Source organism: Rhodococcus sp. BH5, assembly GCF_027583855.1.
Classification (GTDB): domain Bacteria; phylum Actinomycetota; class Actinomycetes; order Mycobacteriales; family Mycobacteriaceae; genus Rhodococcus_F; species Rhodococcus_F qingshengii.
Map to the genome: position 1 here is coordinate 24966 of NZ_JAJHVW010000014.1, position 14080 is coordinate 39045.

The following is a 14080-nucleotide window of genomic DNA, read 5'->3' on the forward strand; positions in this document are numbered from 1 at the left end:
CATGCACGTCGAAGTCGACCTCGACCTGTGCCAAGGCCATGCGGCGTGTGAGCTGGAGGCACCGGAGATCTTTGTCGTCCCGAAGCGGGGGAAGGTCAGTCTTCTGGACTCGGACCCACCCGAGTCGCTCCGCGGTGAAGCCGAGATGGCGGTCAGGTACTGCCCGACCGGCGCCCTGAGAATTGTCGATTGATTGCAGCGAATTCATGTGCTCGAGGGAGGAAGTTCAGATGACGGGTTTCGACCGCGCAGAGCTCGACGAGATGGTCCAACGCTGGATCGAGGCGAACAAAAATGCCGAAGCCGCCGGCGATTGGAAACCGTTGGCGGACATGTATACCGAGGACGCCACGTACGGGTGGAACTACGGCCCCAAGCAGGATTTCATGGCGGTGGGGCGCGAGGAGATTCGCGAAGTCGCGCTCGGTCTCGAGATGAAGGGCCTCGAAGGCTGGGAGTATCCGTATCAAGACTTTGTGATCGACGACCGTAGCGGAAACGTGATCGGCTTGTGGAAGCAGATTTCCGATGCCAAGCGTGAGGACGGTAGCAGCTACTCCGTCTACGGTATCGGTGGTAGTTGGTTCCGCTACGGCGGGGATTTCCAATGGTCGTGGCAGCGTGACTTCTTCGACTTCGGGAACGTGTCGGCACTGTTCATGGAGATGATCGGCAACAACGCTCTCTCGAAGGGGATGCAGGGCCGGATCCAGCGATCGATCTCGGGCGACCCGCTACCGGGCTGGTATCCGGTGGGCACCGCGCCGGTTTCGCTGTGGTGAGTCCGATGTCGGTGCGCGATTCCTTCGAGGCACTCTCGCAGCGCGACCTTGCCGTGCTGGTGCCCGAGTTGCTCCTGTGCGGGCAGCTGATCGATCGCTCGGGCATGGCGCATCTGATCGTCGAATTCGGACGCGAGGGTATGGCACAGGTGGCCGTCGAGGAGTGGGAGTCGGCCAGCCCCTGGTACACGCGCCGCATGCAGAAGGCTCTCGGATACGAGGGCGACGACGTCGTGACGATCTTCAAAGGATTACAACTCGACATCGGCGCTCCTCCACAGTTCATGGACTTCCGATACCGGGTCGACGATCCGCTGCACGGTGAATTCTGGCTCGACCATTGCGGAGCACTCATGGACGTCGAGCCGTTGGGCGATGAGTTCGTGACCTCGATGTGTCACGACATCGAGGATCCGACTTTCGATGCAACGGCCATCGCGACCAACCCGCGCGCCCAGATCCGGCCGATTCACCGACCACCGCGCAGGCCCGCCGACCGACATCCGCACTGCGCCTGGACCGTTTCCATCGACCCGTCGCACACGCCTCCCGTGATGACCGCGCACACCGAGCAGATCGGACGCACCGCCGCGGTGACGGTCGAGCTGAGCCCGATCGATCACGGTGGGGACGGTAGGGCGGACTACTCGGGTCCGTTGTTGTCCGACCTGAGGTTTTCCGACTTCTCGCGATCAGCCTTGGTTCGTATCGCAGAGGAGATCTGCGTGCAGCATCATCTGTTGGCGTTGGGCTTTCTGGCAGCGGTTCGCCGCCGTGCCGACGAAGACAAGGCTCGCGAGATCACGCGAAAGCAATTGACCGGAATCGCGGGAGTTGCGGCACAGCGTATTCGAGATGCGCTCGGGCTTCCTTCGACGCTGGAATCGTTGGCATTGGTCCTGTCCGTGCATCCCTTGCTGAATCCGAAGCAGTATGTGGAGAGCGAGATTCGACAGGACGGCGGTGCTCTGGAGCTGCGGATCTCGCGAGAAGCTCTTGTCGACCGCGACGGCGGTTGGCCGACCTTGCTCGGCAGCGAGCACCTTGATCCTCTCCAAGCTTTGGTCCGCGGCGTGAATCCGCACTTCACCGTGAGAGTGGTGGCCGAAGATGCCGCGGGGCTTCTTCTGGCCGTCGACATCACCGAAGCTCCCGCTCCGGAATGCGTCGAAGTCGCCATCACGAAGGTCAGTACCGGCGCGGCATTCGTATTCGAAGATCGCGGAATCCCTTTGCCTCTCTTCGTCGTCTGACCGGCCGAACCCGAAGGACTCAACCTATGGCGTACACGTTTGCAGACCTGTTCGAGCATTCCGTCGATGTGATGCCCGATCGCCTCGCGCTGATCGTTTCCGGCGAGGAGGTGACATACCGTGAGCTCGACGAGCGCGCCAACCGATTGGCGCATTACTTCCAGTCCGTCGGGTTGGGTGTCGGTTCGCACATCGGTATTCAGCTGCACAACTCGATCGAGGCGATGGTTGCTGTCCTCGCGGCCTTCAAGATCCGCGGCGTTCCCATCACGGTGAACTACCGCTACACGAGCGACGAATTGGTTTACCTGTACGAGAACGCGGATCTCACGGCGTTGGTTTTCCATCGTGGTTTCGCTGAGCGGGTTGCCGAGGCGTTGGTGTCCGCGCCGCGGGTCAAGTACGTGATCGAGGTGGCGGACGAACTCGCTTTCGGGAACGAACCGTCGATTCCGGGGGCAGTGGCGTACGAGGATGCGCTCGGCAACCAATCCTCGCTTCGCACAGGTGAACATGCATTTCCCGAGCGTTCCGGCGATGACGTCTACGTTCTCTACACCGGCGGAACAACCGGACGACCGAAAGGCGTCGTCTGGCGGCAGGAAGACATCTGGCGCGTGTTGGCCGGCGGTTACGACTTCTATTCGGGTGAGCCGATCGCCGACGAGTACCAGCAGTCGCGCGGTGGCGCCGCGGCAGCCGAACCGATGCGGTGGTGCATGCTTCCACCGCTGATCCACACCTCGGCACTGATGCCGACGTTCAACGCTCTGTTCTCCGGAAACACCGTCATCTTCGAACCGAAGTTCGATGCGGCACAGGTCTGGAAGGTCGTCGCCGAGTATCAGCCGCAGGTCATGGTCATCACCGGCGACGCCATGGGCCGTCCACTGGTCGAAGCCCATCACGAATTGCAGCCGGACGCGTCGAGCCTGGCTGTGCTCGCCTCCGGCGCTGCGCTCTTCTCCGGATCGGTCAAAGATGCGTTCTTCGACGTCTTTCCGAATCTGATGATCTCCGATTCGGTTGGATCGTCCGAAACAGGCTTCGGCGGAATCGGATTCGCAACCAAAGGGCTCGAGCAGCGTGACGGACCCAAAGTGGGCGCCAACAGATTCACGGTCGTCGTCGACGACGACAACCGAGTGTTGGAGCCGGGCTCGGGCGCCGAAGGATGGCTGGCGAAACTCGGAAACGTTCCACTCGGCTACTACAACGATCCGGTGAAGTCGGCCGAGATATTCCGAGAGGTGAACGGCGCGCGGGCAGTGGTGACCGGAGACCGGGCGCGGATCGAGGACGACGGCTCGGTCACCCTTCTCGGACGGGGAAACATGGTGGTCAACACCGGCGGCGAGAAGGTCTTCGTGGAAGAAGTCGAAGCCGTGGTGAAGGCCCATCCCGACATCTACGACGCGACAGTGATCGGTGTTCCGGACGAGCGGTGGGGCAATCGGGTGGCGGCAGTGCTTCGCATCCGCGACGGTGTGGAACCGGATTTCGATTCCATCGAGAAGCACGCCCGCAGTCACCTCGCCGGCTACAAGATTCCGCGTTCCTTCTGGATCGCCGACGAGGTCGTTCGAGCGCCGAGCGGCAAGCCGGACTACCGCTGGGCCAAGGAGTTCTCACAGAACAGCGACCCGGTCCACCGGATCGACTAGCGCTCACACGCAACACCCGGCACCCGGCACCCATCCGTAAAGGAGCATCTGCAATGCCTGAGATCGACCTTCCCGACGGGTTCGACGTGACCGACCCGCATCTGTACGGCGAGCGCGTCCCGCTTGCCGAGTTCGCCGAACTACGACGATGCGCTCCGGTCTGGTGGAACGCCCAGGAACCGGGTACCGGCGGATTTCACGACGGTGGTTGTTGGGTTGTCTCCCGCCACGCAGACGTCCGCGACGTCTCGTTGCGCAGCGAGGAGTTCTCGAGCAACGTCAACGGCTGCATTCCGCGGCATGAAGACAACATCTCGGCGGAGGAGTTGGAGGCGACAAAACACGTCCTTATCAACAAGGACGCCCCTGAGCACACACAGCTGCGCAAGTTGGTGGCACGCTTGTTCACTCCGCGGTCGGTGGAAGCGATGCGGGCCGGGTTGGAAGCGCGGGCAGAAGACATAGCGTCGGCTGCCGTGGCGGAAGGTAGCGGTGATTTTGTCAGCCAGGTCGCCAGCGAGTTACCCATGCAGGCGATCTCGGAGCTGATCGGTGTACCGCAGGACGGGCGCCGTCAGCTGTACGAATGGTCGAATCAGATGACGGGATACGACGACGAGTCACTCGCCGGCGAGTCTCGGATGGCGTCGGCGCAGATATTGGGCTACGCCTATCAACTGGCTGAGGCGAGACGGGAGGAACCGCTCGACGACATCATCTCGCGCTTGGTGCATGCCGACATCGACGGGCAGAAACTCACCCCGGAACAGTTCGGTTTCTTCGTCATCATGTTGGCTGTCGCGGGCAACGAAACGACGCGAAACGCAACGACACTCGGCATGATGGCATTTCTCGAGCATCCGGATCAGTGGGAACTGTACAAGCGCGAGCGTCCGCGCACCGCCGCGGACGAGATCATCCGCTGGGCTTCGCCACTGACGTCGATGCAACGAACAGCAGTGGTGGACACACAGATTGCCGGCACTGCGATTGCGAAGGGGCAGCGCGTCGTACTGCTCTACGGCTCGGCGAACTTCGACGAAACCGTCTTCGGGAACCCCGACGTCTTCGACATCACCCGAGACCCGAACCCGCACCTCGCGTTCGGAGGAACCGGGCCGCACTACTGCGTCGGCGCCAACCTGGCCAGAATGGAGGTCGATCTGATCTTCGGCAAGATCGCCGATCACATGCCCGACATCAGCAAGCTCGGCGATCCGAGCAGGCTCTCGTCCGGTTGGCTCAACGGGATCAAGGAATTCAAGGTCGACTACGGCAACTCCACGTCATGTCCTTCGGGGCATTGACGTGTACAGCGGAAGAGTTGCACTTGCGGGCCCGATGCGCGAACTCGGCCAGTTCTACCGGATGGGCGCAGATGTCGCAGTGGGCTTGTTCCGCAACCGCTTTCAGGTGCAAGAGTTTCTCGAGCAGAGTTGGATGATCGCCCGGGTGTCGATCGTGCCGACAGTGTTGGTAGCCGTGCCGTTCACGGTCCTGGTGAGTTTCACCCTCAACATCCTTCTCCGCGAAATCGGTGCCGCCGACCTCAGCGGCGCCGGGGCCGCGCTCGGTGCCGTGACTCAGGTCGGTCCGGTGGTGACGGTGCTGATCGTGGCAGGTGCGGGCGCGACAGCCATCGCCGCCGATCTGGGATCGAGAACGATTCGTGAAGAGATCGACGCCATGGAGGTGCTCGGGATCGATCCGATCAATCGGTTGGTGATTCCGCGGGTGGTCGCGTCGACCGTGGTGGCTTTGCTGCTCAACGGACTCGTCTGCGTCATCGGCATCGCCGGCGGTTACGCCTTCTCGGTGTTTCTCCAGGGCGTGAACCCTGGCGCCTTCGTCGAGGGAATCACGTTGCTGACCGGCCTGCCCGAGGTGGCGTTGTCGATGGTCAAAGCTGCACTGTTCGGGATGCTGGCGGGATTGGTGGCCTGCTATCGCGGACTGTCGGTACGGGGTGGGCCGAAAGGCGTGGGGGAGGCCGTCAACGAAACGGTGGTGTACGCATTCATGGCGTTGTTCGTCGTCAACACCATCGTCACCGCGGTCGGCATCCGATTGACGGCGGGGTGAGAGAGGTGACGCTGTCGGATTCGCTGGCACAAATCGGCAAGTTCGGACGCACGCGGGCGCGGGTGGCTCGAACGTCACGCTCGATCGACGATGTCGGGCGACAAGCTGTCTTCTTCGCGCGCGCCATCGCTCACATCCCGTGGGCAATTCGCAAACACCCGAAAGAAGTGTTGAGGCTGGTAGCCGAGATCAGCATGGGCACCGGAGCTTTGGCAGTGATCGGCGGCACGGTTGCGGTCGTAGGATTTTTGACTCTCGCCTCGGGCGGCACCATTGCGATCCAAGGTTTCAGCTCACTGGGAAATATCGGAGTCGAAGCGCTCACCGGATTCTTCTCCGCCTTCATCAACGTTCGTATCGCTGCGCCGGTCATCGCGGGAATCGGCCTGTCGGCCACGATCGGCGCAGGTTCGACCGCGCAGATCGGTGCCATGCGCATCAGTGAGGAAATCGACGCCCTCGAATCGATGGCGATCAGTTCGGTCCCGTACGTCGTCAGCACCCGCGTCACCGCAGGGATGATCGCGATCTTGCCGCTGTACTCATTGGCGCTCGTAGGATCTTTTCTGGCCGGAAGGTCCACCACGGTCGTGCTGTTCGGTCAGTCCTCCGGTCTTTACGACCACTACTTCACGACGTTCCTCGATCCGGTCGATGTCGCATGGTCCTTCGTTCAAGTGCTCGTGATGGCACTACTGGTGATGCTGATCCACACGTACTACGGATACAACGCGTCCGGGGGACCGTCGGGCGTGGGAACTGCAGTGGGCCGCGGGGTTCGGCTCTCGCTGATCTGCGTCGTGGCGGTGACCCTGCTCGTCTCACTCGCGCTCTACGGCGGTTCCGGCAACTTCAATCTGTCCGGTTAGGGGGACTGCGTGCACAGATACGGCTACAAGTTGGCTGCTCTGGGCTTGGCTGCGGCGATCGTCGGGGTCATCGCTTTGTCGGTCGCGTCTTTCAACCAGGTGTTTGTCGCTCGCGTCCCGATCACGGTGATCGCGGAGCGCGCGGGGCTCGTGATGGATCCGGGCGCGCGGGTGAAGATGGCCGGGGTGACCGTGGGCTCGGTGGAGTCCATCACGCCGACTGACGACGCCACCGCACAACTGTCGTTGTCGATCGATCCCCAAGCGCTCGAATCGATTCCGTCAAACGTGGATGTGGCGATCACGTCGAACACGGCCTTCGGCGCGAAGTTCGTCAGCCTGTCCTCGCCGGAGCAGCCGAGTAGTGCGCGACTTGCCGCCGGAGCGACGATCGACGCATCCCGGGTGACCGTCGAGCTGAACACGGTGTTCGAGAAACTCACCACCGTGCTCCGGACGGTGGACCCGGGCAAACTCGATTCGACATTGGGTGCCCTCTCGACTGCTCTGCAAGGACGCGGCGAACGGCTCGGGGTCGCACTCGAACAAGCAGATTCCTCCTTGCTCGAATTCAACACTGCACGTGAGGCTCTCGATCATGTGTTGACGGATTTACCAGCCGTCACACAGACCTACCGCGACGCTGTTCTCGACTTGATGGACACACTCGACTCGCTCACGACGACGGGAACCACTGTTCTCGACGAGCAGCAGAATCTTGATCTCCTCTTGCTCAACGTGATCGGGGTCGCCCGCACCGGAGAAGATGTACTGGGAGAAAACGCCGACGGTATCGACACCGTTCTGTCGTTACTGCGGCCGACCACCGCACTGCTCGAGGAATACTCCCCGGTGATTCCCTGCATGTTCCACGGACTGCAGGAGAGCAAGAAGATCGGCGACGGCGCCTACAACGGACAACCAGGAATCAAGATGTCGATCGGTCTGATCGCCGGAACCGAACCGTACCGATATCCCGACGACCTCCCGAAGGTCGCGGCAACAGGTGGCCCGCAGTGTATGGGCCTTCCACTGCGCGACCCGAACGTCAATGCTCCGTACCTGGTGACCGATACCGGGGTGAATCCGTTTGCGCCCGAGCGTCAGCCGAATGGTGGGCAACCGATGAACACGGTCCCGGATCTGATGAGCTACCTGTTCGGGACGGAGATCCGATGAAAGTTCGTGGGTACACCGTCAAGTTCGGAATTTTTGTTCTGGTGATGATCCTCGTCAACGCCGGGCTGATCCTCGTGTTCGGCCAGCTGCGGGGTGGCGACGCGAGGTCGTACTCGGCGGAGTTCGTCAACGCCTCCGGGCTCAGAGCCGGCGACAAGGTGCGCATCGCCGGTGTGCCGGTCGGTTCTGTCGGCTCCGTCGAATTCGGTGGGAATCACCGTGCCCACGTGAGTTTCAGTGTGGATACGGGTGACACCGTGACCGTATCGACCAGGGCCGCTGTTCGATATCAGGATCTGGTGGGTAATCGATACCTCGAACTGCTCGACGATCCGGGGATCGCGGAACCGCAACCGGAGGGCGAGAGCATCCCCGTCGATCGCACCGCACCGGCACTCGACCTCGATGCGCTACTCGGTGGTTTCAAGCCGCTGTTTCAAGCCCTGGACCCGGAGCAGGTCAACGCGTTGTCGATGTCCTTGCTCGAGGTGTTTCAAGGCCAGTCCGGAACTGTGGCATCGGTGCTGGTGCACACCGGATCGATTACGAACACTCTCGCAGACCGCGACCAACTGATCGGTCGAGTGATCGGCAACCTCGACGGTGTGCTCAGCGAATTGCGCAGCCGCGGTGGTCAGTTCAGTGACACTCTCGATCACCTACAACAGCTGGTCAGCGGGCTCGCGGCGGACCGGGAGATGATCGGGACTGCCGTCGAGAGTGTGAACACCGCATCAGGCGCCTTCGCCGATCTCCTCGCCGGAGTTCGCCCGGACATCGCGGGAAACCTGTCGAAGCTGGACGCAAGCCTGAATCCGCTGATCGAGCAACAAAGTGAGCTCGATCGGATTCTCGCGTCCATGCCCTCGAACTACAAGCAGCTGATCCGAGTCGGCTCGTACGGGTCGTTCTTCAACTTCTATCTGTGCGGAATCGCACTGAAGGTCGACGGTGCCGACGGTACGCCGCTCACTGTCGACCTGGTGGATCAGACGACCGGAAGGTGCGCACCACGATGAGAGAGATGGCACAGAGCCAGGCCGTACGCGTGGGGGTCGTGGGATTGGTCGTCACGGCCGCCGTCGTATTGGCATCGCTCCAGTATCAGAATCTGCAGTTCCTGAAATCGGGTGTCGGGTACAGCGCGGTGTTCGCCGACGCCAGCGGTCTCGCGCCGGGAGACGAAGTCAACGCCGCCGGAGTGAAGATCGGAACGGTGGATCGGATCGAGGTCGAGCACGGACTCGCGCGCGTGGATTTCACACTGGAAGGCTCGATCGGTTTGGGAGAAAGCACATCGGCGGCCGTCACCACGATGTCGTTGCTCGGCAAGCGAGCGGTATCGCTCGATCTGGACGGTCCGGGAAGGATCGCGGTCGGCGGCGAGATCCCGGTCGAGCGAACAAGATCGGCGTACTCGCTGCCCGACGTGCTCGGTGACCTCACCACGACGGTCGAGGACATCGATCTCGACCAACTCTCCGAATCGCTCGACGCAGTGGGGCAGGTGATGTCCGACAGTGCGCCGAACCTGAGGCCGGCGCTGGACGGTGTCGCACGGATCTCCGACAGCGTCAATAGACGCGACGACATGTTGCGCACCTTGCTGTCCGATGCAAACGACGTCGCCGGGACGTTGGCCGAGCGTGGACCACAGGTCAACGCGCTACTCGTCGACGGCAACGCCTTGTTGGGAGAACTGGACCGGCGACAGGCGGCGCTGGGGGAAGTGATCACGAACATCTCGGCGTTGTCGACCCAGCTGAGCGGACTCGTCCACGACAACGAGGCGCAATTGCAGCCGGTCCTCGGCAAACTCGACACGGTTGTCGGAATTCTGCAGAACAACAAGGACAACCTTTCTCAGGGAATCGACGGTCTCGGTACGTACGTGGGCACGCTCGGTGACACCGTGGCCAGCGGCCCCTTCTACTACGCCTACGTTCAGAACCTGGTGCCAGCGCAATACACCCAACCGTTGATCAACGCGATGTTCGGGCTACCACCTGCGCCGCTACCGATTCCGGAGGTTCGATGATGGGTGCCTTACGAGTTCGCAAACCGGTGAACTGGCGTCGAATCGCCGTCGTTGGTGGAAGCGTCATCGGTGCGGCGATCGTCGTCGTGTCGGGATACCTTGCGGTGCAACATCTGCGCTACTACAACGTGACGGCCTACTTCACCTCGACGACCGGTCTGTATGTCGGTGACGACGTTCGTGTCGTGGGAGTCGACGTCGGCCGCGTCACCGCGATCGCCCCACAGGGAGATCGAATGCGCGTCGAACTGAAATTGGCGCGCGAGGTTCCCGTCGCCGAGGACGCGAAAGCGGTGATCGTTGCCCAGTCGCTGGTCTCGGCCCGCTTCGTGCAGTTGATGCCGGCGGTGACGGACGGCGCCGACGCACTGAATGACGGTGCGGAGATCCCACTCGACAGAACGGCCGTCCCGGTCGAGTGGGACCAGATCAAGGAACAGCTGGGCCGGGCTGCCGATGCTTTGGGTCCCGTCGGGGACGATCGCGGTCCCGCCGCCAACTTCCTCGACGGTGCCGGATCCGCACTGGCCGGCAACGGAGAAGCGCTGGGGCGCTCGGTGACCGAACTCTCGGAGGCTATGAGCACACTCGACGAAGGCGGAGCCGATCTGTTCGGCACCATCCGCGGCCTGCAGACCTTCACGACCGCACTCGCCGCAAGCGACGAACAGATCGTTCAGTTCCAAGGACGACTGGCAAATGTCTCGAGTGTGCTCGCCGAGAGCCGGACGCAATTGGCTCCGGCTCTCGCCGATCTGGACGCCGCCGTCGTCGACGTACAGCGGTTCGTCGAACAGAACCGAACCGGCTTGACGGAGCAGATCGCGAAGTTGGCCGACGTGTCCCAGGTACTGGTCGACAAGCGCGCAGGCCTCGAGAAGGTACTGCATCTGGCTCCGACAGCGTTGTCGAACTACTACAACGTCTACCGGCCGGCCCAAGGAGCGATGGTGGGTGTGCCCGCATTCCAGAACGTCGGCAACCCGATCGACTTGATCTGCGGCGGAATCGCCGGCCTGGCCAACGACACCTCGAAGAAGGGCGCGGATTTGTGCATCGAATACCTCGGCCCGTTGCTCAACACGATCAAGGCCAACTACCCGGACCTGAGCATCAATCCGACCCGGGCGCTCGGCGCTCTTCCGGACCAACTGGTGTACAGCGAGCCTGATCTGGAACCGACTGGCGCCTTGGGCTTTCCGACGGTACCGGTGGCGTCTGATCTGACCGGCTTGCTCATGCCGTCGACAGGATCACGATGACTGGCCGCCGGTGGGGAACAGTGTGTGTGGCGGCGAGCGCCGTGCTCGTTCTGACGGGTTGTCAATGGAGCGGGCTGAATTCGGTGTCGCTGCCGGGCGCGGCTGGCCGCGGTGAGGGAAGTTTCTCGGTCGTGATCGAGATGCCGGACGTCACGTCGATCAGTCCCAACTCTCCGGTCATGGTCAACGACGTGACAGTCGGAAGTATCAGTGCGATCGAGACCGACAACTGGCACGCACGGGTGACGGTTGCGCTCGACGGCTCGGTGTCGCTGCCCGCCAACGCGACTGCCACGATCGGCCAAACCAGTCTGCTCGGATCCAAACACGTCGCGCTCGCGCCGCCCACCGAGGTGGCGCCGGAAGGGCGGTTGTCGGAGGGATCCGTGATTCCCCTTGCATCGGCCAGTGTCTATCCCACCACCGAGGAAGCGTTGACCGCACTGTCCTTGGTGCTCAACGGCGGTGGGCTGGCCCAGATTCACAGCATCACCACGGAACTGAACACTGCTCTCGGCGGACGGACGGATGCGGCGCGCGACCTGCTGAGCCAGATGGACACCGTGACCGAGACACTCGACCGTCAACGCGAGGCGATAGTCACGACCATGGAGAATCTCGACGTGTTCGCCGGCGAGATCACGGCTCAGCGAGACGTTCTCGGTGAGGCGTTGGAGACCCTCGATCCAGCCTTGGCGGAACTGAGCGCCCAACGCGTCGACCTGACCACCGCCCTCGATGCGGTCGGCAGGTTCGGGGACGTCGGGACCGATCTGGTCGACCGGACCCGCGACGATCTGAAAGCCAATTTGAGCTCCTTGGAATCGACGCTGCAGAAGGTGGTCGAAACAGGACCGGACCTGATCAACAATTTGGGCAACCTGAGTACCTTCCCCTTCCCCCAGACGACCATCGACGACGGAATGCGCGGTGATTACACCAATTTGTGGGCGCTGATCGACCTCACGAGTAATCGTCTGCAGTCGGGGCTCGGTTTCGGCACTCCGTTCGGGGCGCCGCAAACACCAGTGGAGAGCGGAATCCTGGTAGATCCCTTGACCGCCCCACTCGGCACAGGACAGCCCGGCCCACTTGGCACAGCGCAGCCCGCCCAGGGAGGTGGACGATGATTCTCACGAAGCTGGTGCGAAGGCAATTGACGATCTTCGCGATCCTGGCGGTGATAGGCATGAGCGCAGCGGCTATCTCGTACCTGAGAGTTCCGGCCATGCTCGGCATCGGGCGCTATTCGGTGACAGTCGAACTGCCGGACGCCGGTGGCCTTTATCGGAACGCGAACGTGACCTATCGCGGCGACACCATCGGTCAGGTCAGGTCGGTGCGTCTGTCTCCGGGAGTGGTACGCGCCGAATTATCTTTGGAGAGTGCGGTTCCCGTTCCCTCCAGCGGGCTCGCAGTAGCGGTGCGAAGTGTGTCGGCCATCGGCGAGCAATACGTCGACATGCAACCGAGAACCGCGGACGGACCCTTTCTGGCCGACGGAGACGTGATCGGCCCTGACGCTGTCACGATCCCGACCGAGATCGGACCGGTCCTCGATCAGGCGCAGGCGATGCTCGCATCGGTACCGCAGGACAAGTTGCGGTCGGTGATCGACGAGTCCGCGGCAGCATTCGGTGGCAGGGGAGAGGACCTGGCTCGTCTGCTGGATTCGACCACCTCGTTCGTCGATCAGATGTCTGCTGCCACAACCCCGGCCACGACGCTCGTACAGCAGTTGGATCCGCTCCTGCAGACACAGGTGGTGACGGGCGATCAGATTCGCCAGTGGGCGTCCAGTGTCGCTCAACTCAGTGGACAGTTGGAGGTCGCCGACGGGTCCGTGCGCAATATCCTCGAGACCGGACCGGGCTTCGCGACTGAAGCCGACCTGCTGTTTCAAGGCCTCAAACCCACTTTGCCTGTGCTGCTTGCCAATTTCACCAGCACCGCTCAGGTGGCTTTGACGTACAACGCCGGGTTGGAGCAGGTGCTCGTCATCTTGCCGCCACTGGTCGCGGCACAGGAAACCGTTGTCCAACGCGGGCAGGTGGACGGCGCCGCGAATGTCAACTTCCACCTCCAAGCGCAGGACCCTGCGGCCTGCTCGACCGGCTACCTTCCGGCCGATCAGCGACGAGACCCGACCCAGATGAGTGTCCCGGACACCCCGGCCGACTTGTACTGCAAAGTTCCGCAGAACTCGGTCTTCGCAGTTCGTGGATCCCGGAACATTCCCTGTATGGAGGTACCGGGTAAACGAGCACCGAGCCCGGAGATCTGTCGGAGCCCAGATCCGTACGTCCCCTCGGGAACCAATGCGCCCGGCGAGTTGTACACGGGGCCAGACGGAGTCGACTATCAACACACGGAATTGGCTCCTGCTGCTTCCGATTCGGGGGAGGGTGAGCCGTGGCAACAGTTGCTGATGCCGACGAATCGCTGAGGGGCGAGGTGCTGGATCCGGTCGGAGGGAAGCGCGGTGTACTCCTTGCCCTGGTCTGGATTGCACTCGTGGCTCTGAGCGTCGTTGTCGTCTTCGGTGCTCTGGCAGTTCGATCGGACCGCGCGCGAGAGTCCCAGCGTCAAGGGTTCGTCGACGGTGCGGTCGCAGGAGCCCTCGCTCTGATCGACGTTCACTCCGCCACAGTCGACGAGGACCTCGAGACACTGCAGTCGCTGAGTACGGGAACCTTTGCCGACGAACTGAAGTCCGGCGAATCTGCGTTCGTCGCGTCCATCCGTGATTTTGCCGTCGATTCCGACGGGCGTGTCGACACCGCAGCCTTGGCATCGGAATCCGGTAACTCGGGGGTGGTGCTGATCGCGGCATCTGCTCAGGTCGGCAATTCAGCGGGAGAGTCTTCGGCGCGCACCTACCGTCTGCGCGTCGGTGTCGAGGACGTCGACGGGCGGGTACTGATGTCGAGTGTGGAGTTCGTGCCGTGAAG

The 14080-nt window shown here is 62.4% G+C and carries 14 protein-coding genes; all 14 read left to right on the forward strand.

Annotation, left to right across the window (positions count from 1 at the left end; translation table 11 throughout):
* Position 1 precedes the first annotated feature (1 nt).
* Genes RhoBH5_RS26945 through RhoBH5_RS27010 form a run of 14 tightly spaced genes read left to right on the forward strand, consistent with a single transcriptional unit; the run spans position 2 to position 14078 of the window.
* Positions 2-193 (forward strand): ferredoxin, encoded by a 192-nt coding sequence (locus tag RhoBH5_RS26945; RefSeq protein ID WP_020907945.1) that lies wholly within the window; start codon positions 2-4, stop codon positions 191-193.
* A 37-nt stretch (positions 194-230) separates the two neighbouring features.
* Positions 231-782, forward strand: a complete 552-nt coding sequence (locus RhoBH5_RS26950) for a nuclear transport factor 2 family protein (RefSeq protein ID WP_270009000.1) — start codon at positions 231-233, stop codon at positions 780-782.
* A 5-nt stretch (positions 783-787) separates the two neighbouring features.
* Positions 788-2035: a hypothetical protein gene (locus RhoBH5_RS26955; protein WP_087503877.1), complete on the forward strand. Its 1248-nt coding sequence runs from the start codon at positions 788-790 to the stop codon at positions 2033-2035.
* A gap of 26 nt (positions 2036-2061) precedes the next feature.
* Positions 2062-3699 carry an acyl-CoA synthetase gene (locus RhoBH5_RS26960; RefSeq protein WP_270009001.1) on the forward strand — a complete coding sequence of 546 codons (1638 nt, stop codon included), beginning with the start codon at positions 2062-2064 and terminating at the stop codon, positions 3697-3699.
* Between the two features lie 53 nt (positions 3700-3752).
* Entirely contained in the window at positions 3753-5006 is a 1254-nt protein-coding gene (locus RhoBH5_RS26965) for a cytochrome P450 (protein WP_030536770.1), read from the forward strand.
* A 34-nt stretch (positions 5007-5040) separates the two neighbouring features.
* The gene (locus RhoBH5_RS26970) at positions 5041-5781 is read left to right on the forward strand and encodes an MlaE family ABC transporter permease (protein ID WP_070161424.1); all 741 of its coding nucleotides are present in this window, start codon (positions 5041-5043) and stop codon (positions 5779-5781) included.
* On the forward strand, positions 5778-6650 hold the full coding sequence (locus tag RhoBH5_RS26975) for an MlaE family ABC transporter permease (RefSeq protein WP_270009002.1): 873 nt from the start codon (positions 5778-5780) through the stop codon (positions 6648-6650). Before RhoBH5_RS26970 ends, RhoBH5_RS26975 begins: the two co-directional genes overlap by 4 nt.
* A 9-nt stretch (positions 6651-6659) precedes the next feature.
* Positions 6660-7829 carry an MCE family protein gene (locus tag RhoBH5_RS26980; RefSeq protein WP_270009003.1) on the forward strand — a complete coding sequence of 390 codons (1170 nt, stop codon included), beginning with the start codon at positions 6660-6662 and terminating at the stop codon, positions 7827-7829.
* Positions 7826-8848, forward strand: coding sequence for an MCE family protein (locus RhoBH5_RS26985; RefSeq protein WP_054187427.1), 1023 nt, complete (start codon positions 7826-7828; stop codon positions 8846-8848). Before RhoBH5_RS26980 ends, RhoBH5_RS26985 begins: the two co-directional genes overlap by 4 nt.
* Positions 8845-9867, forward strand: a complete 1023-nt coding sequence (locus RhoBH5_RS26990) for an MCE family protein (RefSeq protein ID WP_030536766.1) — start codon at positions 8845-8847, stop codon at positions 9865-9867. Before RhoBH5_RS26985 ends, RhoBH5_RS26990 begins: the two co-directional genes overlap by 4 nt.
* Positions 9867-11129, forward strand: a complete 1263-nt coding sequence (locus RhoBH5_RS26995) for an MCE family protein (protein WP_270009004.1) — start codon at positions 9867-9869, stop codon at positions 11127-11129. Before RhoBH5_RS26990 ends, RhoBH5_RS26995 begins: the two co-directional genes overlap by 1 nt.
* Entirely contained in the window at positions 11126-12259 is a 1134-nt protein-coding gene (locus tag RhoBH5_RS27000) for an MCE family protein (RefSeq protein WP_270009005.1), read from the forward strand. The genes RhoBH5_RS26995 and RhoBH5_RS27000 overlap by 4 nt, the downstream gene beginning before the upstream one ends.
* Positions 12256-13575, forward strand: coding sequence for an MCE family protein (locus RhoBH5_RS27005; protein WP_270009006.1), 1320 nt, complete (start codon positions 12256-12258; stop codon positions 13573-13575). The genes RhoBH5_RS27000 and RhoBH5_RS27005 overlap by 4 nt, the downstream gene beginning before the upstream one ends.
* Positions 13542-14078 (forward strand): hypothetical protein, encoded by a 537-nt coding sequence (locus tag RhoBH5_RS27010; protein WP_270009007.1) that lies wholly within the window; start codon positions 13542-13544, stop codon positions 14076-14078. Before RhoBH5_RS27005 ends, RhoBH5_RS27010 begins: the two co-directional genes overlap by 34 nt.
* Positions 14079-14080 lie beyond the last annotated feature (2 nt).